At 72.5% G+C, this 22,499-nt stretch carries 18 protein-coding genes and 1 tRNA gene; 10 read left to right on the top strand and 9 right to left on the bottom strand.

The genetic code is table 11. The features are described from left to right. The first annotated feature begins 62 nt into the window (after positions 1–62). From DWV08_RS13800 to DWV08_RS13825, 6 genes are all read left to right on the top strand, one after another. On the top strand, positions 63–1,214 hold the full coding sequence (locus DWV08_RS13800) for an ROK family transcriptional regulator (protein WP_241237249.1): 1,152 nt from the start codon (positions 63–65) through the stop codon (positions 1,212–1,214). Further along, the gene (locus DWV08_RS13805) at positions 1,211–2,092 is read left to right on the top strand and encodes a sugar phosphate isomerase/epimerase family protein (protein ID WP_115414329.1); all 882 of its coding nucleotides are present in this window, start codon (positions 1,211–1,213) and stop codon (positions 2,090–2,092) included. The genes DWV08_RS13800 and DWV08_RS13805 overlap by 4 nt, the downstream gene beginning before the upstream one ends. 52 nt (positions 2,093–2,144) lie before the next feature. Further along, entirely contained in the window at positions 2,145–3,206 is a 1,062-nt protein-coding gene (locus DWV08_RS13810; RefSeq protein ID WP_115414330.1) for a Gfo/Idh/MocA family protein, read from the top strand. 158 nt (positions 3,207–3,364) lie between these two features. Continuing rightward, positions 3,365–4,591, top strand: coding sequence for a formaldehyde dehydrogenase, glutathione-independent (fdhA, locus tag DWV08_RS13815; RefSeq protein ID WP_115414331.1), 1,227 nt, complete (start codon positions 3,365–3,367; stop codon positions 4,589–4,591). A gap of 116 nt (positions 4,592–4,707) precedes the next feature. Then, on the top strand, positions 4,708–5,256 hold the full coding sequence (locus DWV08_RS13820; RefSeq protein WP_115414332.1) for an NYN domain-containing protein: 549 nt from the start codon (positions 4,708–4,710) through the stop codon (positions 5,254–5,256). Between the two features lie 122 nt (positions 5,257–5,378). Next, on the top strand, positions 5,379–6,761 hold the full coding sequence (locus DWV08_RS13825; protein ID WP_115414333.1) for an NAD-dependent succinate-semialdehyde dehydrogenase: 1,383 nt from the start codon (positions 5,379–5,381) through the stop codon (positions 6,759–6,761). 107 nt (positions 6,762–6,868) lie between these two features. Here DWV08_RS13825 and DWV08_RS13830 read toward each other — a convergent pair. The 9 genes from DWV08_RS13830 to DWV08_RS13870 form a co-directional block, all read right to left on the bottom strand. Beyond that, a tRNA-Leu gene (locus tag DWV08_RS13830) sits at positions 6,869–6,952 on the bottom strand. Between the two features lie 120 nt (positions 6,953–7,072). Continuing rightward, on the bottom strand, positions 7,073–8,503 hold the full coding sequence (locus tag DWV08_RS13835) for an amino acid permease (RefSeq protein ID WP_115414334.1): 1,431 nt from the start codon (positions 8,501–8,503) through the stop codon (positions 7,073–7,075). Positions 8,504–8,532: 29 nt separating this feature from the next. Continuing rightward, on the bottom strand, positions 8,533–8,820 hold the full coding sequence (locus DWV08_RS13840; protein ID WP_115414335.1) for a hypothetical protein: 288 nt from the start codon (positions 8,818–8,820) through the stop codon (positions 8,533–8,535). Positions 8,821–8,956: 136 nt separating this feature from the next. Then, positions 8,957–9,427, bottom strand: coding sequence for a 50S ribosomal protein L9 (gene rplI / locus DWV08_RS13845; protein ID WP_115414336.1), 471 nt, complete (start codon positions 9,425–9,427; stop codon positions 8,957–8,959). 17 nt (positions 9,428–9,444) lie between these two features. Continuing rightward, positions 9,445–9,681, bottom strand: a complete 237-nt coding sequence (gene rpsR, locus DWV08_RS13850) for a 30S ribosomal protein S18 (protein ID WP_010533203.1) — start codon at positions 9,679–9,681, stop codon at positions 9,445–9,447. Between the two features lie 84 nt (positions 9,682–9,765). Then, positions 9,766–10,305 carry a single-stranded DNA-binding protein gene (locus DWV08_RS13855; protein ID WP_115414337.1) on the bottom strand — a complete coding sequence of 180 codons (540 nt, stop codon included), beginning with the start codon at positions 10,303–10,305 and terminating at the stop codon, positions 9,766–9,768. 57 nt (positions 10,306–10,362) lie between these two features. Further along, positions 10,363–10,653: a 30S ribosomal protein S6 gene (rpsF, locus tag DWV08_RS13860; RefSeq protein WP_115414338.1), complete on the bottom strand. Its 291-nt coding sequence runs from the start codon at positions 10,651–10,653 to the stop codon at positions 10,363–10,365. Between the two features lie 207 nt (positions 10,654–10,860). Further along, the gene (locus DWV08_RS13865; protein ID WP_115414339.1) at positions 10,861–13,488 is read right to left on the bottom strand and encodes a transglycosylase domain-containing protein; all 2,628 of its coding nucleotides are present in this window, start codon (positions 13,486–13,488) and stop codon (positions 10,861–10,863) included. A gap of 214 nt (positions 13,489–13,702) precedes the next feature. Next, on the bottom strand, positions 13,703–15,166 hold the full coding sequence (locus tag DWV08_RS13870; RefSeq protein WP_420897504.1) for a CCA tRNA nucleotidyltransferase: 1,464 nt from the start codon (positions 15,164–15,166) through the stop codon (positions 13,703–13,705). Positions 15,167–15,265: 99 nt separating this feature from the next. Between DWV08_RS13870 and DWV08_RS16825 the strand changes: the two genes are divergently transcribed. From DWV08_RS16825 to DWV08_RS13885, 4 genes are read left to right on the top strand one after another with little or no spacing between them, the layout of a single operon-like run. After that, a complete protein-coding gene (locus tag DWV08_RS16825; RefSeq protein WP_162801580.1) occupies positions 15,266–17,575 on the top strand; it encodes a DUF6049 family protein in 2,310 nt (769 codons plus the stop codon). After that, a complete protein-coding gene (gene murJ / locus DWV08_RS13875) occupies positions 17,572–19,311 on the top strand; it encodes a murein biosynthesis integral membrane protein MurJ (protein WP_115414340.1) in 1,740 nt (579 codons plus the stop codon). The genes DWV08_RS16825 and murJ overlap by 4 nt, the downstream gene beginning before the upstream one ends. A gap of 55 nt (positions 19,312–19,366) precedes the next feature. Further along, positions 19,367–21,880 carry a protein kinase family protein gene (locus tag DWV08_RS13880; RefSeq protein WP_115414341.1) on the top strand — a complete coding sequence of 838 codons (2,514 nt, stop codon included), beginning with the start codon at positions 19,367–19,369 and terminating at the stop codon, positions 21,878–21,880. Further along, positions 21,877–22,443, top strand: coding sequence for a hypothetical protein (locus tag DWV08_RS13885; RefSeq protein WP_115414342.1), 567 nt, complete (start codon positions 21,877–21,879; stop codon positions 22,441–22,443). The genes DWV08_RS13880 and DWV08_RS13885 overlap by 4 nt, the downstream gene beginning before the upstream one ends. The last annotated feature ends 56 nt before the right edge of the window (positions 22,444–22,499 follow it).

Consider the following 22,499-nt stretch of genomic DNA (forward strand, 5'->3'; position numbering starts at 1 on the left):
GGCATTCTTCAACCCCCTTGCGTATTAGTCTGGGGCCGACGCCGCAGGAGGAGTCGATGGCCATGGCACGACCCCACCCCTCGGCGGTGCGGCTCGCGAACGCACGGGACTGCGTCCTCGTGCTGCGGGACGCCGACGGCCCGCTCACCCTGGCCGAGATCGCCGGAGCGACCGGACTGTCCCGACCCACGGTCGAGGCGGTGCTGGAGGACCTCCGCGCCGCCGGCAGCGTGTCCCCCGCCCCGGCCGTCCCCTCGGGCGGCGCCGGCCGGCCGGCGCGCCGCGTCGGCTTCGACGCCTCCGCGGCGAGCGTCGCCGCGCTCGACATCGGCACCCGCACGGTGCGCTGCCTGGTCTCCGACGCGGCCGGACTCCCGATCGGCCGCTCCACGGTGCCCCTGACGGGGCCCGACGTGCTCGACACCCTGGTCCGAGCGGTCACCGAGGCCGGGGCCGCCCCGGGTGCCGTGGGAGTCTCCGTCCCCGGGATCCTGGCGTCGGAGGGGCACGTCGCCCGCAGTCTGGCGGTGCCCGCCCTGGACGGCCTCGATCTCGCCCCCGCGCTCGCCGAGCGCCTGGGCTGCCCCGTCGCGATCGACAACGACATCAAGCTGGCGGCCCTGGCGGAGCATCACCTCGGACCGGCCGCGGACAGCATCGTGCTGCTGCAGCTGGGGCACCGGATCTCCCTGGCCGTGATCGTGGGCGGCACGATCCTGCAGGGCGCGCACCGGCTGGCGGGCGAGCTGGGCAGCCAGCGCGGGATGCGCTGGACCGCCAGCTCGGAGCGCGGCCGGCTCACCTGGTCCACCGGTGAGGACGCCCGCGCGCTGCTCGAGCGGGCGGCCGACGGGGACCGGGCCGCGCGGCGCGAGATCGAGGAGTTCTGCGCCGAGATCGCACCGCGGCTGGCCACGGTGCTCCTCACCGTCGACCCCGAGCGCCTGGTGGTGGGCGGCGGCCTCTCCCGCGCCGGCGAGACCATGCTGGGCCCGCTGCGCGAGGCCGTCGGTCGCCTGCTCATGACCGAGCACGCGCCGGAGGTGGTGCCCGCCCGCCTCACGGTCGACGGCGCGCTGGTGGGGGCGCTGGGCCTGGGCTTCGCCCACGGCTCCGCGCGGATCCACGGCGTGCCGGACGTCCCCGCCCCCTGGCGCCGCCTGGGCGCCGCCCTGCTCACACCCCACCCCGCACCGAACGAAGGAACACCATGACCGCCGACATCATCTTCGGCTTCAGCTCGTACAGCTTCCACTCCAAGCTCGCGAGCGGCGAGATGACCCTCCCGCAGGTCATCGACTGGGTCGCACGGAGCGAGGGCGAGCACCTCGAGCTCGCCTCCGTCGGCGACGACCCCGACTCCCCGATCCCGAACATCCACTCCCCCGACGAGTACGTCGACGAGATCCGCGAGCACGCCGCCGCGGCCGGGGTGCCGCTGACCAGCCTCGCCATCGGCGCGGACCTCTCCACCGGCGACCGCGCCCAGATCGACCGCGTCACGGCCCACGTGGACCTCGCCGAGCGGCTCGGCATCACCCGGATGCGCCACGACGTCGTCCCCCACGCGGGCGTCGAGGGCGATGACACGCCCCGGTTCGAGCAGGTGCTGCCGCACATCGTCGCCGGAGCCAAGGAGATCGCCCGGTACGCCGCCACGAAGGGCATCACCACGAGCCTCGAGAACCACGGCTTCTTCGTGCAGTCCGCGGACCGCGTGCGGCGCATCCTCCACGCCGTCGACGAGCCGAACTTCCGCACCACGCTGGACGTGGGCAACTTCGTGTGCGTCGACGAGACGCCCGAGGTGTCCGTCGCCCAGAACCTGCCCTACGCGATGGTCGTGCACTTCAAGGACTTCTACATCCGACCGGCCGACGCCGCGCCGGGCGAGGGCTGGTTCCGCAGCCGCGGCGGGAAGCACCTGCGCGGCGCCGTGGTCGGCAACGGCGACATCGACCTGCCGGCCGTGGCGCGCGCGATCCGCGACTCCGACTTCCGCGGCTACGCCGCGATCGAGTTCGAGGGCTGGGAGGACTGCCTGCTCGGCTGCGAGCGCGGCATCGCCTACGCCCGCAGCCTCTTCGCCTGATCCCTGCCCGACCGAACCCCCGAACACCTCACCATAGAGAGAAGGCCCCTTCATGACCACGTTCCGAGTCGGCGTCATTGGCGCCGGGAGCATCGCCCAGTCCCATCTCACCGCGTACGCGGAGAACGCCGACGTCGAGCTGATCGCCGTGGCCGACATGAACCTCGAGCGCGCCCAGCAGGTCGCCGACCAGCACGGCGCACGGCGCGCCTACGCCGACCCCCACGAGCTGCTCGCCGATCCCGAGATCGACGGCGTCTCCATCTGCACCTGGAACGACTCCCACGCCGCCTGGGCGATCGCCGCGGTGCAGGCGGGCAAGCACGTGCTGGTGGAGAAGCCGATCGCACGCACCCTCGCCGAGGCCGAGGAGCTGCAGCGGGTGGTGGAGGGCAGCGACCGGGTGGTGCAGGTGGGCTTCGTGCGCCGCCACTCCCCGAACTGCCAGGTGCTGAAGTCCTTCGTGGACGCCGGCGAGCTGGGCGAGATCTACTACGCCAAGGCCTCCTGCCTGCGCCGCGTGGGCAACCCCGGCGGCTGGTTCGCAGACAAGGAGATCTCCGGCGGCGGGCCGCTGCTGGACATCGGCATCCACGTGCTGGACCTGTGCTGGTACCTGATGGGCTCGCCGAAGGTGGTCTCCGTCAGCGGCAACACCTACGACAAGCTCGGCAGCCGCGGCAACGTCACCACCATGCCTCGCTACAAGGCGGCGGACTACGACCCCTCCAGGAACTCGGTCGAGGACCTCGCCAACGCCGTGATCCGCTTCGAGAACGGCGCCTCGCTGCTGCTGGACTGCTCGTACTCGCTGCACGCCACCAAGGACTCGATCGACGTCTCCGTGTTCGGCGAGAAGGGCGGCGCGGAGCTCGAGCCGGCGCTGCGCATCGCCACCGAGATGCACGATTCGGTGGTGAACATCGACCCGCAGATCGCCTCGCGCACCTTCGAGTTCGGGGTGGGCTTCGCGCACGAGATCCAGAACTTCGTCGATGCCGCCCAGGGGCGCGCCGAGTCGGTGGCGCCGGCCTGGCACGGGGTGGAGATCGTGCGGATCCTGGAGGCAATCTACGAGTCCGCGGCACGCGGCGAGGAGGTGCTCCTGGGGTGAATCCCCAGCGCACGGACGTGCCGCCCCCTCCTCCGCAGCAGAACGTTTCATGCCCTGTTGACCTGCGCACACTTCAGCCCCAGACTGTGGGCTGAGCGGCTCGTCCACGACGGCGACGGAGCCTCGTGGGCCGCTGACGGAGCAAGGAGGCTCACTCGATGTCACACAACCGCGCGGTCGCGTACAAGGGTCCCGGGGAGGTCGAGGTCATCGACATCGACTACCCCACCTACGAGCTGAAGGACGGGCCCGGGGTCAACCCCGCGAACGTGGGCCGGCAGCTGCCGCACGCCGCGATCCTCAAGGTCGTCACCACGAACATCTGCGGCTCGGACCAGCACATGGTGCGCGGCCGCACCACCGCGCCGACGGATCTGGTGCTGGGGCACGAGATCACGGGCGAGGTGATCGACACCGGCCCCGGGGTCGAGTTCATCAAGAAGGGCGACCTGGTCTCCGTGCCCTTCAACATCTCCTGCGGCCGCTGCGAGATGTGCAAGACGCGTCGCACCGAGATCTGCCTGAACGTGAACCCGGATCGTCCCGGCAGCGCCTACGGCTATGTCGACATGGGCGGCTGGGTGGGCGGCCAGGCCGAGTACGTGCTGGTGCCGTACGCGGACTGGAACCTGCTGAAGTTCCCGGACAGGGACCAGGCGATGGAGAAGATCCTCGACCTCACCATGCTCTCGGACATCTTCCCCACCGGCTTCCACGGCGCGGTCTCCGCGGGGGTGGGCCCGGGCTCGTCGGTGTACATCGCCGGCGCCGGACCGGTGGGCACGGCCGCGGCCGTGGGCGCGCAGCTGCTCGGCGCCTCGGTGGTGATCATGGCGGACATGAACGCCGACCGTCTCGCCAACGCCGCGACGTTCGGCTGCGAGACCATCGACGTCTCGCAGGAGGACCCGCGCCAGGGCATCGCCAGGATCCTGGGCCGCGAGGAGGTGGACTGCGGCGTGGACGCCGTGGGCTTCGAGGCCCGCGGCCACGGCAAGGACGCGAAGGAGGCCCCGGCGACGGTGCTGAACACTCTGATGGACGTGACCCGCGCCGGCGGCGCCCTCGGCATCCCGGGGCTGTACGTGACCGGTGATCCGGGCGGTGTGGACGAGGCCGCGCAGGAGGGCTCGCTCTCGCTGCGGCTGGGCCTGGGCTGGGCGAAGGCGCTCTCCTTCACCACCGGCCAGTGCCCGGTGATGAAGTACCACCGCCAGCTGATGGAGGCGATCCTGCACGACAAGGTCCAGATCGCCGATGCCGTGAACGCCGCGGCGATCTCGCTGAACGACGCCCCGGCCGGGTACGCGAAGTTCGATTCCGGCGTGGCCACCAAGTACGTCATCGATCCCCACGGGGTGACGGGCAAGGTGCAGCCGGTCTGAGCCGTCGCAGGGCCGGTCCGGTGGCGACACCGGGCCGGCCCGTCGTCTGCCCGGCGGTGCGTCACCCAGTCAGCGTCCGAGGTGCCCGATCCTCCCCGAGCGCGTAAGGTCGAGCCATGACGGAACGCACCACGTACCTCCTGGTGGACGGGGAGAACATCGACGCCACCCTCGGCGTCTCGGTGCTCGGCCGGCGCCCGCACCCCGAGGAGCGGCCCCGCTGGAACAAGCTCCTCCACTACGCGGAGACGACGTGGGCGCAGCCCGCGAAGGGTCTCTTCTTCCTCGCGGTCGAGGACAGCCTGCCCTCGAGCTTCGTCCAGGCGCTGATCGCGATGGGGTACAAGCCCGTCCCGCTGCGCGGCGCGGGCAAGGTGGTGGACATCGCGATCCAGCGCACCGCCGAGGCGCTCCAGACCCGCCCGGCGGACGTCATGCTGGTCAGCCACGACAGGGACTTCGTCCCGCAGATGGCGTCGCTCGCTGCCACGGTGGGCCGGCGCACCGCCCTCATCGGCTTCCGCGAGTTCATGGCGACGGATCTCCAGGAGATCCCGGGGATCGAGTTCCACGATCTGGAGTACGACGTCGCGGCGTTCACCAGCCGCCTCCCGCGCGTGCGGATCATCGACATCGACGAGTTCGACCCGCTCGAGTTCCTCTGAGCGGACGCGGGGGCCTCGGGGCGCGTGCGAGGCCGCGGAGCGGGTGCGAGGCCGCGGATCCTCCGGCGACCGACCGGTCCCGCTCCTTTACAGCACCCCCGGATCGGGTCGAGCGTGGGCGCATGGCTACGTTCACCACGACCAACCCGACCACGGGACGCACCGAGCAGGAGTACTCCGCTCTGGAGGACGCCGACGTCGACCAGGTCCTCGCCCGGACGGCCGGCGCCTTCGCCGACTGGAGCGCGACACCACCGGACCGGCGCGCGGCGATCCTGTCGAGGGTCGCCGACGCCTACGACGCCCGCAGCGAGGAGCTCGGCCGCCTGATCGCGACCGAGATGGGCAAGCCCCTGGAGCAGTCAATCGGGGAGGCCCGGCTGGCCGGGGCGATCTACCGGTGGTACGCCGAGCACGGCCCCGAGCTGCTGCAGCCCGAGACCCTCGATCCGCAGGGCGCCGAGGAGTCACTCGTCCAGACCGCGCCGATCGGCCCCCTCGTCGGCGTCATGCCCTGGAACTACCCCTACTACCAGGTCGCACGCTTCGTCGCCCCCAACCTGATGGCGGGCAACACGATCCTCCTGAAGCACGCGGGGATCTGCGCCGCCTCGGCCGAGCTGATGGAGCGGATCCTCCACGAGGCCGGTGTCCCCACCGACGCCTACCTCGACGTGCGCGCCTCCCACGAGCAGGTCGCCCGGATGATCGCGGATCCTCGCGTGCGGGGCGTCTCCCTCACAGGGAGCGAGAAGGCCGGTGCGTCCGTCGCCGAGACCGCCGCCCAGCACCTCAAGAAGTCGGTGCTCGAGCTCGGCGGCTCCGACCCCCTGATCGTGCTCGAGGACGGCGACATCGACGAGGTCGCCCGCACGGCGGCGACGGCGAGGCTCTCCAACGCGGGGCAGGCCTGCAACTCCCCCAAGCGCCTCATCGTGCCGAACGCCCAGCTGGACGCCTTCGTCAGCGCCGTCGTGGAGGTCTTCCGCCAGGCGCGGCTCGGCGACCCGCTGGACGAGCACACGGACGTGGGCCCTCTGTCCTCCGTCGCGGCGCGCGATGCCGTGGAGGCGCAGGTGGCACGCGCCGCGGAGCAGGGAGCCACCGTGCACATCGGCGGTGCCGCCACCGGCGACCAGGGCGCCTTCCTCGAGCCGGCCGTGCTCACCGGCGTCACCGAGGAGATGGACGCCTACCGGGAGGAGATCTTCGGCCCGGTGGCCGTGATCCACGGCGTGGACTCCGTCGACGAGGCGGTGGAGCTGGCCAACGACGTGCCGTTCGGCCTGAGCGGGTCCGTCTGGGGCAACGACCTCGAGCGCGCCCAGGAGGTTGCGGACCGACTGGAGGTGGGCATGGCCTACGTCAACGAGCACGGCACGACGCTGCCGGGCCTCCCGTTCGGCGGGGTGAAGCGCTCCGGCTTCGGCCGCGAGCTGGGCCGCTGGGGCATGGGGGAGTTCGTCAACGTCCGTCTCCGTCGCACGGCGCAGCCCGTCGGCTGAACCGGTTCCCGCGGTCGCCGGACGGCGACCCTCGCTCGGCCGCCGGCCGCGCCGCGCGGACGGCGAAAAACCCCGGCTCACCTGGGTGAGCCGGGGTTTCCCTGCGGTGCGCAAGGGGGGACTTGAACCCCCACGCTGTTGCCAGCACACGGACCTGAACCGTGCGCGTCTACCAATTCCGCCACTTGCGCGTATCTTCGACACCGGGTCACTGTGGCGCCGAGGCCGAAGGTTCCACCAGGTTACCCCGGCATCAGCATCATCCCAAACGCATCGCCGCCACAGTAACGAAGACCACTCCGCCGCGCCGCTCAGCGCATCGACTCGGCCTCCTCGAAGGCCTCGTCGATGACCGCCGGATCGGTCCGGCCGCGCAGCACGGTGAAGAACAGGGCGGTCGCCAGCACCACGGCGGGCACCCCCACCAGCGCCGCGATCTGCATGCTGGTGCTCACGGCCACGGTGGCGAACACGGCGGCCAGGCCCGCCAGGCCCACCAGCGCGCTCAGCCGCCCGCCGGGCATGCGGAAGGTGCCGCCGGCCATGCCCCGACGCCGGAACGCGAGGTAGGTGACCAGGATCAGCGCCCACACCATGAGCACCGAGAACACCACCAGGCTCATCATGTAGCCGAACACGCCGCCCACCCCGCTGAAGGCGAGCACCGCGGCGCCGATCAGGCCGGCGGAGCTCGCGATGATGCCCACGATCGGCACCTTCCGGGCGGTGGTGTGCGCGGCGAGGCGCGGGGCGAGGCCGTCCGAGGCCAGGGAGTGCAGGATGCGGCTGCCGGCGTAGAGGTTCGCGTTCGCGGCGGACAGCGCGGCGATCAGCACCAGCATGTTGGTCACGTGCGCGGCGCCGGGGATGCCCACCCGGTCGAACACCATCACGAACGGCGAGGTGGTCACGTCCTCGCCGGCGCCGGCGGCCTGCCGCCACGGCACCAGGCACAGCACGATCCCGATCGCGGAGACGTAGAAGAAGGCCAGACGCACGATGGTGGTGCGGGCCGCGGTGCGGATCGAGCGGGCCGGATCCTTCGCCTCCGCCGCGGTGATGGACAGCAGCTCGATGCCGCCGAACGAGAACATCACCACCGACAGCGCCAGCCACACCGCGGCCCAGCCGTTCGGGGCGAAGCCCCCGTCGGCCGTGAGCTCCGCGAAGCCCGCCGCGGGCTGCGAGGGCAGTCCCACCGTCACCAGCACGGCGCCCACCAGGATGAACACGAACACCGCGATCACCTTGATCGAGGAGAGGAAGAACTCGATCACCCCGAAGGAGCCCACGCTGGCCAGGTTGATCGCGATGATCACGGCCGCGAACAGCAGGATCCCGGCCCAGATCGGGATCGCGGGCACCCAGTACGCGAGGTAGGCCGCGCAGGCCACCAGCTCCGCGCCGGTCACGCACACGGTGACGATCCAGTACAGCCAGCGCGTGAGGTAGCCCCAGAACGGGGAGAGGTAGCGGGCGGCGAGGGTGCCGAAGCCGCCGCGCACGGGGTGACGGGAGGCCATCTCCCCCATCGCCAGCGCGATGGTGGCCGCGATCAGGGAGCCGATCGCGAAGGAGACGATCACTGCGGGGCCGGCGATGCCGATCGCCTCGCCGGAGCCGAGGAACAGGCCGGTGCCGAGCGCGGAGCCCATGGCGATCATCGCCATCTGGCCATGCCCGAGAGAGCGCGCGAGGTGCCCGTCGGTGCGCTGGTCGGTGTCGGTGGTCGAAGTGCTCATCCGCACGAGCGTAACGGCCGCGGCACGGTTCAGGAGCCGCTTGCGCGATGTCGATCGATCCTGTCCTTGGCCTCCGTGAGCCCGGCGCCGGTGTGCTCGCGGTACGCCTTGATCGCGGCGATCACCTCGCCCTGCTCCAGCAGCCGTCGGCACTCCTCCGGCAAGCTCGCCGAGCCCGCCTGCGCGCGCAGCCGCACCAGCTCCGCCTCCCCCACCCCGGCGCGCGCGGCGAGCTGGTCCACGAGGGCCTCGAGCTCCTGGGTGCGCGCCTGGAGTCGCTGGATCATGGCCTGCTGCTGCCTGCTGCGTCCGAACATGGGGCCACCGTAGCGCCCCCTCGAGGTGCTCGCCGAGCTCGAGGCGTGAGGGACCGGACGCAGGAACGCCCCGCACCGTGACGGTGCGGGGCGTTCCTGAAGGGATCGCGCGGTGCGTCGATCCGGCGCTGCGAGGTCAGGCCTTGACGGCGCCCTTGGCGGCGACGACCTGGATGACCAGGTTGGCGAAGATGTCCTCGTGAAGACGGACGGTCGCCTTGTGCTCGCCGAGCGAGCGGATCGGGGCCGCGAACTCGACGGTGCGGCGGTCGATGTCCTTGTCGAACGTCGCCTTGGCGGCCACGGCGACCTCCTTGGAGGCGACCGCGCCGAAGAGGCGGCCGTTCTGGCCGGCGCGCTCGGCGATGACGAGGGGCTTCGACTCGAGGGTCGCCTTCAGCGCCTGCGCCTCCTCGATGCTGGCGATCGCGCGCTTGCCGCGGGCCGCACGGATCTGGTCGAGCTGACGCTGACCGCCCTTGGTCCACGGGGTGGCGAGACCGCGGGGCATGAGGAAGTTGCGGGCGTAGCCGTCCTTGACGTCGACGACGTCGCCGGCGGCACCGAGTCCGTTGACCTCGTGGGTGAGGATGAGCTTGGTGGTCATGGTGTTCCCTTCCTCGCTCAGCGACCGGAGGTCGAGTACGGCAGCAGGGCGATCTCGCGGGCGTTCTTCACGGCCTTCGCGATCTTGCGCTGCTCCTGGACGGAGACGCCGGTGACCCGACGGGCGCGGATCTTTCCGCGGTCGGAGATGAACTTGCGCAGCAGCGCGGCGTCCTTGTAGTCGACGGTCTCGAGACCGGCGGCCTTCAGCGGGTTCTGCTTCTTCTTCGGCTTGCGAAGAACAGGCTTGGCCATCGTGGTGCTCCTTCTTTCTGAGGGGAGCCCGGGCATGCACCCGGGATGGAATGGATCAGTGGTGTGGTGCGATCGCCGCGGCGATCAGAAGGGAGGGTCGTCGTACCCGCCCTGGTTGCCGCCCCCGGCCCACGGATCGGCCGCGGGAGCGCCCTGGGGCGCACCGTTGTAGCCGCCGCCCTGGGGGCCGTAGCCGCCCTGGCCGCCACCCTGCGGGGCACCGCCGCCGAAGCCGCCACGGCCTCCGCCGCCGCCTCCGCGCTGCACCTTGGTGGGCTTGGCGGTGGCGTAGCGCAGCGAGGGGCCGATCTCGTCGACGTCGAGCTCGATGCTGGTGCGGTTCTGGCCCTCGCGGTCCGTGAAGGAGCGCTGCTTGAGACGGCCCTGCGCGACCACGCGGGCGCCCTTCTCCAGCGACTCCGCCACGTTCTCGGCGGCGTCGCGCCAGATGGAGCAGCGCAGGAACAGCGCCTCGCCGTCCTTCCACTCGTTCGACTGACGGTCGAAGGTGCGGGGGGTCGACGCGATGGTGAACGACGCGACCGCGATGCCGGACTGCGTGAAACGCAGCTCCGGGTCCGCGGTGAGGTTGCCGATCACCGTGATGACGGTGTCATTCGCCATGGGTGCTCCTCTGCTCCGGTGAGGGGTGGGGTGGTGCGGGGGGTCAGCGACGGGAGATCACTCGGCGTCGAGACGCATGATCTTCGTGCGCAGGACGGACTCGTTGAGCCCGAGCTGACGGTCCAGCTCCTGCGCGGTGGAGGACTTCGCGGTGAAGGTCAGGACGATGTAGATGCCCTCGGTCTTCTTGTCGATCTCGTAGGCGAACTTCCGCTTGCCCCAGACGTCGACGTTGTCGATGGTGCCGCCCTCGGTCGGGATGACCTGGACGAGCTTCTCGAAGGTTCCGGTGACGGTCCGCTCATCGACGGACGGGTCGAGGATCACGACCATTTCGTACTTGCGCATGTTCTGGTACCCACCTCCTGTGGTCTTTCGCGGCCACGGTCTCTCCGTGGCAGGAGGGTTCATGCCATCCGCTCGGCCATCGGCGATGCCCGGCACGGACCGGCCCAGCCTACCCGGGGCCCCCGGCCACGGCCAGGGGGAGGTGCGGGGTGCGCGGCGCATCACAGCGGCACGGACGCCCCGCCGCGCCGGCGCCGCGGACCGCTGCTACGCGGTGCCGTCCTCGGAGTCTCCCCCGCCGCCGCGGCCGTTGCCCTGACCGCGTCCGGCGGCGCCCTGACCGTTGCCCTGCTCCTCGCTGGTGGGCTCCTCGGTGGGCTGGGTGTTGTCGTCGTCGGCCGGCTCGGAGGTGACCTCCTCGCTGGGTTCCTCGGAGGGTTCCTCGGAAGGCTCCTCCGACGGCTCCTCGCTCGGCTCCTCGGAAGGCTCCTCCGACGGCTCTTCGGAAGGCTCCTCGGAAGGCTCCTCGGAGGGCTCCTCCGTGGGCTCCGGCGCCTGCGTGGTGGGATCCGGCGCGGGCGGCGGGGTGTAGCTGCGCTCGCGGTTCTCGTTGTCCAGGGTCACCTCCTGCGGGAAGTAGCGGAACTCCTCGCCCTCCAGGGAGGTGGACATGATGTCGCCCCAGATGTCGGTGGGGTAGGAGCCCCCGGTCATCGAGGTCACCCCGCCGAAGGGGGTGAGCGACTGCTCGGAGCCGTCCTCCCCGGGCTGGAACATGCCCACCGCGGTGACCAGCTGCGGGGTGAAGCCCACGAACCACGCGGAGCGGAACCGCTCCGAGGTGCCGGTCTTGCCGGCGACGGGCCGCCCGCCCATCACGTTCTGCAGGCTGCGGGCCGAGCCCTCCGTGGGCGGGCCCTGGAGCGCGACGGTCGCGTTGGTGGCGACGTCCTGGTCCAGCACCTGGGACTCCTCGCCCTCGTGCTCGTAGCGGGTGGAGCCGTCGGGCCGGGTCACGGACTCGACGATGTAGGCGTCGTGGTGCACGCCGCCCGCGGCGATGGTCCCGTAGACCTCCGCCATCTCGGTGACGGTGGGCGAGGCGGAGCCGAGCACGTTCGAGGCGTCCGCGGTGAGGCCGGGGGTGTCCTCGGGCAGGCCCAGGGCGACCGCCGTGTCCATCGTGTCCTGCGGGCCGATCTCGATGTTCGCCTCCGCGTACGCGGTGTTGACCGAGCTGGTGGTCGCCTTCGCGAGGGTCACCCGGCCGTAGGAGACGTCGTTGTAGTTGTTGACCTCCCAGCCGCCGGGGAACGACTTCGGGGAGTTGCCGTCCCAGCGGGAGTCCAGCGGGTAGCCGTCCTCGAGGGCCGCGATCAGGGTGAAGGTCTTGAAGATCGAGCCGGCCTGCATCCGCGCCTGGGTGGCGTTGTTCTGGGACTGGGTGACGTAGTCCGGACCGCCGTACATGCCGCGGATCGCCCCGGTGGAGGGGTCCAGCGTCACGGTGCCCACGCGGTTGCTCTCCGGGCGGTCCTCCGGCAGGTTCTCGATCGCCTGCTCGGTGTTCTCCTGGATCGACGGGGAGATCGTGGAGACGATCGTGAGACCGCCGGTGTTGATCTCCTCCTCGGTGAAGCCCTGCGCGATGAGCTCCTTGCGCACCTCGGAGAGCAGGTAGCCCTCCGGGCCGCCCAGGGAGTTCTCCGTGCTGGGCTCGATGGTCTCGGGGAACTCGAGCGTATCGGCCTCGGCCGGGGTCATCTGCTCCTCGGCGACCTGCCGGGTGATCACGCGGTCCCAGCGGCTGGTCGCGACCTCGAGGTCGTTCGCCGGATCGTAAGTGGAGGGGCTCGGGATCACGGCGACCAGCAGCGCGGCCTCCGCCTCGTCGAGCTCCGAGGCGTCCTTGCCGAAGTACGCCTGCGAGGCCTCCTGCACGCCGTAGGCGCCGCGGCCGAAGTAGATGGTGTTGAGGTACCGGGAGAGGATCTCGTCCTTGCTGAGCTCCTGATCGATCTTCAGGGCCATGATCGCCTCGCGGGCCTTGCCCACGTAGGAGGTCTCGGTGCCCGTGTAGTACCGCTCCACGTACTGCATGGTGATCGTGGAGCCGCCCTGGCGGGAACCGCCCACCACGTTGTTGATCAGTGCGCGCACGATGCCGCGGGGGGACACGCCGCGGTTCTCGTAGAAGCTGGAGTCCTCGCTGGCCACGACGGCCTGCTTGACGGTGTCGGGGATCTCGTCCGCCGGCACCTCGGTGCGGTTCACCTCGCTGAAGCGGCCCATCTCGGTCTCGCCGTCGGCGTAGTAGACGCGGCTGGTCTGGGCGAGGGCGAAGTCCGAGGGCTCGGGCACGTCGGTGGTGCTGTAGAGCCACATGGTCAGGCCCAGGCCGGCCAGCACCATCAGCGCCATCGCGCCCACCACCAGGCGCAGCGAGGGGATCCAGCGCCAGGGGCTCTTCGCCCCGGCGCGCGGGTAGTTCACGAAGTTCGTGGCCGCCGCCTTCTTCCCGCGACCGCGCCGCGCTCCCGCCGCCCCCGCGGCGGCCGCGGCCACCCCGGCGTGGCGCGCCTTCACAGAGGTGCGGGAGGAGGGACGCTTCGCGGCGCCCGCCGTCGACGCACCCCGGGAGGCGTTCTTGGGCGTGCTGCGGGAGGTGCCCTTCGGGGAACCGGCGGCGGCGCCCTTCGCGCCGGGCACGGCGGAGCGCGTCCCGCTGTGCGACGCGCCGCCCGAGCGCGCGGTGCGGCTGCTGCCCTTGGAAGCCGGGGCGGCGCCGGAGGCGCGACGCACCCCGGCGGCGCGTCGCGGACCGCCGTTCGTCGACGGCTTCGCTCGGCGCGATCGATCCGACGAGCCGCGGGACGAGCCTCGTGAATCGCTCATGGCTGCTCCTGGTCCTTCGGGGACACGGACGGGGACGGGCGCCGCGGAACCGGAAGGCCGTGCTGCGCCCAGCCACTCAGTATGAGCACGTGGGCCGCCCCGACGGAACGACCTGGCGGCGAAGCACACAGGGTGTGCACGGGTGATGCGGCGCCGCTCACATCCTCGCAGGCCTCCTGCACGGCGGCCCGCACAGGTCCTTCACCTCCGTCGCTCAGGACTCCTGGCGCGCCGCCCACCAGGTGCGCAGCTCCTGCTCGGCCCGCTCCTCGCCGAGGGGGCCGTGCTCCATCCGCAGAGCCAGCAGGTGCTGGTACGCCTCGCCCACGGCCCGACCGGGCGGCAGGTCGAGGATCTCCATGATCCGGTTGCCGTCCAGGTCGGGGCGGATCCGATCGATCTCCTCCTGCGCGGCGAGCTCGTCGATCCGCGCCTCGAGCTCGTCGTAGGCGCGGGCGAGGGTGCGGGCCTTGCGCCGGTTGCGGGTGGTGACGTCCGCGCGGGTGAGCCGGTGGAGGTGCTGGAGCAGGTCACCGGCATCGGTGACGTAGCGGCGCACGGCGGAGTCCGTCCAGGGCGAGTCGACGTAGCCGTGGAAGCGCAGGTGCAGCTCCACCAAGCGCGCCACCTTCTTGGTGGTGTCCTTGTCGAAGGTGAGCGCCTTCATCCGCTTCGCGGTCATCTTCGCGCCCACCGTCTCGTGGAAGCGGAAGGTGACCGCCCCGCCCTCCTCGAAGCGCCGCGTGGCCGGCTTGCCCACGTCGTGCATCAGCGCGGCCAGGCGCAGCACCAGGTCCGGACCCTCGCAGGGGCCGCCGGAGCCGGCCGGGCTCTCCAGGTCGATGGCCTGGTCGAGCACGGTGAGGGTGTGCTCGTAGACGTCCTTGTGGTGGTGGTGCTCGTCGATCTCCAGCTGCAGCGCCGGCAGCTCGGGCAGCACGTGGGCGGCCAGCCCCAGCTCGGTGAGCAGCTCCAGCCCGCCGCGCGGGTGCGCGCCCAGCATCAGCTTCACCAGCTCCTCGCGCACCCGTTCCGCGGAGACGATGGTGATCCGCTCGGCGAGCTCCTCGATCGCATCGGCCGTGGCGTCCTCGATCCGGAACCCGAGCTGGGCCACGAAGCGCACCGCGCGCATCATCCGCAGCGGATCGTCGGTGAAGGACTGCCGCGGCGTCACGGGCGTGCGCAGCAGGGTGCGGGCGAGGTCCGCGAGCCCGTCGAAGGGGTCCACCAGCTCCAGCGAGGGCAGGCGCACCGCCATCGCGTTGACGGTGAAGTCGCGCCGGGAGAGATCACCCTCGAGGGTGTCCCCGTACTCGACCTGCGGCTTGCGGCTGTGCGGATCGTAGGACTCGGTGCGGTAGGTGGTGATCTCCACCTTCACCCCGTGGCGCACCCCGCCCAGGGTCCCGAAGTCGCGCCCCATGTCCCAGATCGCGCCGCCGGCGGTCCAGTCGCGCAGGATCTGCTCGGTCTGCTCCGGGCGGGCGGAGGTGGTGAAGTCCAGATCCGCGCTGGAGCGACCCAGCACCGCGTCCCGCACCGGCCCGCCCACCAGGGCCAGCTCGTGCCCGGCGGCCTCGAACAGTCTCCCCAGCTCGTGGATCTCCGCCGGCAGCGCCGCGAACATGGAGGCGGCGCGGCGGCGGGCGGTGGTCTCGTCGACGGGATCGGTCACGGGAGGTCCTGTCCTGGATCGGGGGTGGGGCGCGGGCGCGATGTAGAGGTCTGGTGCACCTGCGGGCCTCCAACGGTAGCGGCCGCTTACAGTGTCCCCATGCCGTCGTCCCCGCTGTCCGTGCGCCCGGTGCTCGCGGCGCTGCTGGCGGCACTCCTGGTGGCGTCATCGGTGCTGGTGAGCGTTCCGTCGTCCCTGATGGGCGCCGCCCATGCGGCACCCCCTCCGGCCTCGGAGGACTCGCCGATCAGCACCGATCTCGTCTCGTTGACCCCCACCTCCCTCGCGCCCGGCGGGGTGCTCGAGGCGCAGGTGGACGTGACCAACACCTCCGAGCGGCCGCTCTCGGAGCTCGCCCTCGAGCTGCGCACCCGCACCGCCCGGGTCACCGACCGCGAGGCTCTCGAGACCTGGCAGACCGATGCCACGCTCGACTCCACGGGCACGCCGCTCGCGCTCTCCGGGGCCGAGGCGCGGCTCGAGCCCGGCGAGACGGCGCGTCTCACGGTGCGGATCGACGCCGACGAGCTGGGCTACGCGGAGGCCTCCTACTACTGGGGCACCCGCCGGATCGCGCTCACCGTCACGGCGGAGGACGAGGCGCTGTCCACGCTGCGCACCTTCGTGGTGTGGCGCCCGGCCGACGCCGACGCCGCGATCACCCAGTCGGTGCTGCTGCCCGTCGCCGCGGAGGACGCCTCCGCGATGGTGACCGATCCGGAGGGCTACGCCGAGTCGGCGGAGTCCGGGCGCCTCGCCTCCGTGAGCACCCTGGCGCAGCGGGAGGACGTGGACTGGTGGCTGGACCCGGCGCTGCTGGACCCGCCGATGATGCCGGTGGACGGCGACGCACCGGCCGACGACGGGCAGGTGGTGCGCCGGTACGCGGCCGAGCCCACCGCGGCGGCGCTCGCCACCACGCTCGAGGAGTTTGTGGGCGCGCGGACGGTGCTGGCGATGCCGTACGCACAGTCCGACCTGGTGAGCCTGGGAGCCGCCGACGCCGACGCCCTCGCCCGCGCGGTGCAGGAGCACGGCGACGCGGCCTGGTCCTCGGCGGGGATCGTGCCGGTCGCCTCCGCCCTGCCCCTCGAGGGCAGCGCCGCCTCCGCCTCCGCTCTCGAGGCGGCGGCCGCGGCCGGAGGCACCGCGGCGGTGCTGCCCTCCAGCTCCCTGCGGGAGGATCCGCGCTCGAGCATCACCCCGAGCTCGGTGGGGGTGCACCGCACCGACAGGCGCTCGCTGGCCCTGCTCGCCCCCGACCCGGTGCTCTCCGACGAGTTCTCGCTCCTCGCCGAGGGCTCGGACGCGGAGCAGACCCGCCAGCGTCTGCTCGCGGAGACCGCCACCATCGCCTCGGAGTACACCACCGCGCCGCGGCACCTGCTGATCACCCCGTCGGCCGAGGCGGTGCTGGACCCGGAGGCCGCTGCGGCGACCCTCGACGCCTTCGAGGAGGCGCCCTGGATCGAGACGGGCCGCACCTCCTCGCTGCTGCAGGCGGCGGCCGGCGAGGACTGGACCACCGACCCCGCCGACGACAGCGGTGCGCTGTACGCGCTCGGCGAGATCGAGGACGGCGAGATCCACCCCAGCGCCCCCGACGAGGACGGCCGCTGGAATCACCTGGAGAGCGCCGACCAGGCGGAGCTGTTGGATCCCGAGGCGCTCACCGCCCTCGGCGAGGCCTACGAGCAGGTGGACGTGATGGGCGCGGCGATGGAGGACGACGCCCCGCTGGAGGCGCCGCGCCTGGAGATCCTCGCCGGCACCTCGCAGCGCTGGCGCGGCGACCCCGAGCTGCCGCTGGCCCGCGCCCAGGAGGCCTCCGCCCTGGTCACGGCGTTGCAGGACCGCATCCAGGTGGTGCCGGCCTCCGGGTACAACGTCATCTCCGACCAGGTGAGCGTGCCCATCACCCTCAGCAACGATCTCGACACCCCGATCACCGTGCGGGTGGAGGTCACCTCCGACAAGCCCCTGGTGCAGGTGGGCGAGCCGGCGGTGGTGGAGGTGCCCGCGCGCGGGCAGGTCGACGCCGCCGTGGACGTCGAGGCGATCGCCAACGGCGAGGTGGTGCTCACCACGGTGGTCACCACCGAGGACGGCCGCGCTCTCAACGCTCCGGTGGACGTGCCGCTGACCGTCAACCCGTCGTGGGAGAACTGGACCACGCTGGTGCTGGTGATCGCGATGGGCCTGCTGGTGGTGGTGGGCGTGGCCCGGGCCCGACGGACCGGCTCCGCCGCGCGCGCCCCCGCCGTGCGGGGTCCCGAGGAGCCGGAGGAGCCGGCCCCCGCCGGGCCCTCCCGGGAGGAGCCCGGCGCCGAGCGGGAGGTGTGGCCGGGCGGCAGCGGCCCCGCCGCCTCCGGCGCCCCTCCAGATCCGACCGAGAAGAACAGAGAATGAGCACCACCCGACGGGTCCACCACATCCCCCGCCACCGCCGTCACGGCGCCCCCGCCAGCAGCTCCACCCTGCTGCGGGCGAGCGTGGTGATGGCGGCGGGGTCGATGGTCTCGCGCCTGCTCGGCTTCGTGCGCACCTTCCTGTTCGGCGCGATCCTGGGCGGGTCGATGTCCGCCGCGGCGAACGCCTTCAGCGCCGCGAACACCCTGCCCAACACGATCTGGCTGCTGGTGGGCGGCGGCACGCTGAACGCGATCCTGGTGCCCGCCATCGTCCGCGCCGTGAAACGGCCGGACCGCGGCAGCGACTACATCTCGCGCCTGATGACCCTGGTCGCCGCGGTGTCCCTGGGCGTGACCGCGGTGTGCCTGGTCGCGGTGCCGCTGCTGCTCACGCTCACCAGCGGCGTGCTTCCGCCTGCCACGTACGCGCTGGCGGTCCAGCTGGGCTACTGGATGATGCCGCAGATCTTCTTCTCCGCCCTGTACGTGATGTGCGGGCAGCTGCTGAACGCACACGACTCCTTCGGCCCGTACCAGTGGGCGCCGGTCGTGAACAACCTCGTGGGCATCCTCGGCGCCGCCCTGTTCCTGGGGCTGTGGGGCACCGTGGGGGACCCGTCGCAGTGGACGATGTCGATGATCCTCGCGATGGCGGCGATCAACGTGGGCGGCTCCGCCGCGCAGGTGCTGTTCCTGTTCTGGTACGTCAAGGGGCTGGATCTGCGGCTGCGACCGACGTGGGGGCTGCGCGGTCTGGGGCTGGGCAAGCTCAGCCGGATCGGTCTGTGGTCGCTGGCGATGCTGGGGCTGGGCCAGCTGGGCATCTGGGCGTCCCGCTGGGCCACGAACGGGGCGGTGCGGATGACGGAGCAGCACCAGGGCTCCCCGGAGATCGCCGCCCGCTACCCGGCGCTGCTCACCATGGAGTGGGCCTACCTGGCCTTCATGATCCCGCAGGGCATCATCGCGGTCACCCTGGTCACGGCCGCGTTCCCCTCGATCTCGCGCAGCGCGGCGGAGGCCGACCACGCCGGGGCGCTGGCCCGCTACAGCGAGACGAACCGTCTGCTCGCGGTGCCGATGATGCTGTGCACGGCGGTGTTCGTCGCGCTGGCGGGGCCGATCATGTGGGTGATCGGCGGCGGCACCGGCGAGATCGGGGCGCGCGCCAACGGCACGGTGCTGGTCGCGTACATGCTGGGACTGGTGCCGTTCGCCTCGCTGTACCTGATCAAGCGCGTGTTCTACGCCTACGAGGACGCCCGCACCCCGTTCCTCGCCCAGATCCCGATCGCCGCGATCACGGTGCTGTCGGTGCCGGTGATCCTCACCGCCGTGGACCCCCGGTACGCGGCGATGGCGGCGGCGGGCGCGACCAGTCTCGGCAACCTCGCCGCCTGGCTGCTGGGGATGTGGCAGCTGCGCCGGCTCGCCGCCCGCCACCGCACCGCACCGCCCAGTGCGCGGGAAGGGCTGGGGCTGTTCGCGATGCTGGGCGGTGCCGCGGTGCTGGCCTGGGCCGTGGGCGCCGGTCTGGTGCACCTGGCCGGGGACCTGATGTGGAGCCACCGCGCCGTGGCGGTGCTGCTGGGAGGCCTGGTGGGGGTGGTGATGACCGCGGTGTTCGTGGCGGTGGCATACCTGCTCGGCGTGCCGGAGGTGCGGCGCCTGGTGGCGACGGCACGGCGTCGGCTGGGCCCGATCTCCCGTCGACTGCGCAGGGTGACCTCGTAGCATGGCGGACGCACGGGACGGGCACACCGCCGCCGGACGAGGAGAAGGACGGTCCGTGAACACGAACCCCCAGTCGGACGCACTGCGCTCGAGGTGGACCCTGCAGGGGAGGATCCCGCTGTCGGGTGTCGCCGAGGGCGCGGTGTGGCGTCGTGCCCGCACCGTCGCGACCGGCGAGGACGTGGTGCTGTTCATCGTGGAGGGAGAGGCCGCGCTGGAGGCGGCCGACGCGGTGCGCCGCGCCTACCTGGTCGAGGATCCGCACCTGCTGCCCGTGCGCGACATCGTGGTGCTCGACGATCCGCGGGAGGACGGCGGCGCACCGCAGGCGAACGCGAGCGGCGAGGCCGGGGGCGGGCCGATCACCGTGGTGGAGTACCCGCTGCCGTCGGCGCCGCCGCTGGCCGCGCTGCTGGCAGAGGGGGCGCTGCACCCCGAGACCGCGCGCGCGGTCGTGGGCGAGGCCGCCAGCGGGCTGGAGACCGCGCGCCGCCGCGGGGTGCGCCATCAGCTGCTCGACTCCAATCGCGTGTTCGTGGACACCCGCAGCGGGGCCGTCACCGTGCTGGGCGTGGGGGTGGAGGCCGCCGCGCATCCGGGCCTGGACCGCTCCCGCGAGGTGGCCTCCTTCCAGGACACCGCCGCCCTGGTGGCGCTGCTGTACCGGGCGCTGACGGGCCGCAGCCCGCGGCCGGGGGCGGACGGCACCGTGCCGCGGCCCTCCGCGGTGGTGGACACCCCGGTCCCGGAGGACCTCGACCTGCTGTGCGACCTGGTGCTGAACGACTCGGCCGAGGTGGTGCCGGAGACGACGCGCGGCCTGATCGAGGCGCTCGAGCCGTGGCAGTCGATCCCGGTGACGCTCGAGGCGTACTCGCGGGCCGGGCAGGAGGCCGCCCCGGTGGAGGAGGCGCCGACGCCCACGCCGACGGAACGGGACAGCGGGGACCCCGAGACGGCCCCCGCGACGCCGGCTCCCGCGACGGCGTCGCCCCCTGCGGAGGAGTCAGATCCCGCGGCGGCGTCGACCGCTCCGGCGGAGTGGGCTCCCGCGGCGGCGTCGCTCCCTGCGGCGACGTCAGCTCCTGCGGCGGCCCCGGGCGGGGTCCAGGCGCCGACCGCGCACACCACGGCGTCGGAACCCTCCGCCGCCGAGTCCGCCCCCTCGCAGCCTGCAGCCACGCAGCCCACCTCGTCGGAGCAGGGCGCCGATCCGGAGGCGGACGCCGCACGGCGACGCACCGCCGAGGAGGCGCGTGGGCTGGTGGACGACCTGCACCTCACCGAGAAACGCAGCACCGCCGCGTTCCCCGGTCACCTCGACATCACCGGACCGCCCCCGCCGGCCGCCCCCGCCCCGCCCGTCCCGGAGGAGCAGACGCCGAGCGCGGCGCCGCCGGCCGCACCCCCCGCGGAGTCGGGGTATCCGGCGCGCACCTCGGGCACGCACTGGCCGCTCGCCCCCACCCAGCCGGCCTCCGCCTCGGCCCCGCAGACCGGAGCGGCGGCCGCCGCGGTCGCGGCCCCCACCCCGGACGTCGCCGCCCCCACGCCGAATGCCGCGGAGGAGCCCGCGTCTCCGGCCGCCGACACCTCGGCGCCCGCCTCCCGCACCGGCTCCGACACCAGCTCCAGCTCCAGCTCCAGCTCCAGCTCCAGCTCCAGCTCCAGCTCCAGCGAGCCTCCTACGGCGCCCGCCGCTCCGGTCGAGGCCACCGCCCCGCTGGACCCTGTCCGCACCGACGGGCCGATCGTCGTGCACGGGCGGTCCCGCTCGGTGCTCGAGGATCCCCCGGACGAGGAGACCGTCCCCGCCTCCCGCAGCTCCCTGCTGCGGGACGTGGTGGGTGTCGCGGTGGACCATGACGCGGCGGAGACCTTCGCCCTGGGCCCGCAGGACCGCGAGAAGCGCTCCCTGCAGTCGCAGTGGATCATCATCGGCGGCGCCATCATCGTGATGATCGCGCTGGTGGTGGCGCTGACCTCGATCACCTCCGACGTGCGCGAGATGCTCGAGGACCCGCTGGCCACCTCTCAGGCGCCCGAGACCACCGCTCCGGCCGAGGAGGAGGAGACGAGCTCGGCCCCGGTGGAGCCGACCCCCACGGAGTCGGAGGAGCCCGATCTCCCCGCGCCCGAGATCGCGAACGTGGAGCTGTTCGAGGACGGCGGCGGGGACCCGGACCACACCGACCAGCAGGACCGCCTCACGGACGGCGACCCCTCCACGTACTGGTCGACCCAGCACTACGGCAGCCCGGACTTCGGCGGCCTCCACGGCGGGCTCGGCATCCGCCTGCAGTTCGCCGAGCCCTCCACCTTGAACGCGGTCACGCTCACCACCGCCCTGAACAACGGCGGCACCGTGGAGCTCCGTGCCCTGAACGACGACGGCTCCCTCGGGGACGTGCTCACCAGCGGCGAGTTCGTGGGCGACGGCGAGGTGCGCCTGGAGACCCCCGAACCGCTGGAGGCCGAGCAGGTGGCGCTGTGGATCACCGAGCTGCCGCCGGACAGCCGGGAGTCGGGCCGGTTCCGCGCCCGGATCGCGGAGATCGAGGTCGAATGAGTCCCGCCCCGCCGGGACGGCCCACCCGGCAGGCCCGCACGGAGCGCCGACCGCGCTTCGGCACCATGCTGGGCATCCCGGTGCCGTTGGTGCTGCTCGCGCTCGTGGCCGCCGCGCTGCTGGGGGTGCAGCTCGCGGGCGCCCTGGAGCAGACCACGGCCGGGCGCACCCGCTCCGTGACCACCTCCACGGACACGGTGCCCGGCGCTGGGAAGAATTCCGCTGGCGATCCCGTTCTCACGGAGGCGACCCTCGGCACCGAGGTGCAGCGTCTGGTCGACACCGGCACGATCCAGCCGATGACGAGCTTCGACGCGGCCCAGTGCCTGCGCGAGCAGGGGGTGAGCGATTCGATCCTGATCCTGGAGGAGGTGGCATGGGGCGGCGACGGGACGGCCGGCTGGTTGCTGGTGCACGGCCCGATGGACCGCGAGACGCTGCGCGCCAACGGCGGCATCGTCTCCGCCACCGTGGTGCTGCCCAGCTGCGGCACCGGCGACGAGGACCGCACGCCCGCCGAGGATCTGCTGTGGTCCGGCGACGTGATGATCGGCGCGCTCTGACTCCGCCGCTGCCCACCGCGGCACACCTGCTCCATACTTGACGGCGGTCCTCCCGC

This window comes from Brachybacterium saurashtrense (assembly GCF_003355475.1).
In the GTDB taxonomy this organism is placed as follows: domain Bacteria; phylum Actinomycetota; class Actinomycetes; order Actinomycetales; family Dermabacteraceae; genus Brachybacterium; species Brachybacterium saurashtrense.

Coding starts and splice junctions, on each gene's coding strand:
- DWV08_RS13800 (WP_241237249.1), top strand. CDS start 63: ATGGCACGACCCCACCCCTCGGCGGTGCGGCTCGCGAACGCACGGGAC.
- DWV08_RS13805 (WP_115414329.1), top strand. CDS start 1,211: ATGACCGCCGACATCATCTTCGGCTTCAGCTCGTACAGCTTCCACTCC.
- DWV08_RS13810 (WP_115414330.1), top strand. CDS start 2,145: ATGACCACGTTCCGAGTCGGCGTCATTGGCGCCGGGAGCATCGCCCAG.
- fdhA (WP_115414331.1), top strand. CDS start 3,365: ATGTCACACAACCGCGCGGTCGCGTACAAGGGTCCCGGGGAGGTCGAG.
- DWV08_RS13820 (WP_115414332.1), top strand. CDS start 4,708: ATGACGGAACGCACCACGTACCTCCTGGTGGACGGGGAGAACATCGAC.
- DWV08_RS13825 (WP_115414333.1), top strand. CDS start 5,379: ATGGCTACGTTCACCACGACCAACCCGACCACGGGACGCACCGAGCAG.
- DWV08_RS13835 (WP_115414334.1), bottom strand. CDS start 8,503: ATGAGCACTTCGACCACCGACACCGACCAGCGCACCGACGGGCACCTC.
- DWV08_RS13840 (WP_115414335.1), bottom strand. CDS start 8,820: ATGTTCGGACGCAGCAGGCAGCAGCAGGCCATGATCCAGCGACTCCAG.
- rplI (WP_115414336.1), bottom strand. CDS start 9,427: ATGACCACCAAGCTCATCCTCACCCACGAGGTCAACGGACTCGGTGCC.
- rpsR (WP_010533203.1), bottom strand. CDS start 9,681: ATGGCCAAGCCTGTTCTTCGCAAGCCGAAGAAGAAGCAGAACCCGCTG.
- DWV08_RS13855 (WP_115414337.1), bottom strand. CDS start 10,305: ATGGCGAATGACACCGTCATCACGGTGATCGGCAACCTCACCGCGGAC.
- rpsF (WP_115414338.1), bottom strand. CDS start 10,653: ATGCGCAAGTACGAAATGGTCGTGATCCTCGACCCGTCCGTCGATGAG.
- DWV08_RS13865 (WP_115414339.1), bottom strand. CDS start 13,488: ATGAGCGATTCACGAGGCTCGTCCCGCGGCTCGTCGGATCGATCGCGC.
- DWV08_RS16825 (WP_162801580.1), top strand. CDS start 15,266: ATGCCGTCGTCCCCGCTGTCCGTGCGCCCGGTGCTCGCGGCGCTGCTG.
- murJ (WP_115414340.1), top strand. CDS start 17,572: ATGAGCACCACCCGACGGGTCCACCACATCCCCCGCCACCGCCGTCAC.
- DWV08_RS13885 (WP_115414342.1), top strand. CDS start 21,877: ATGAGTCCCGCCCCGCCGGGACGGCCCACCCGGCAGGCCCGCACGGAG.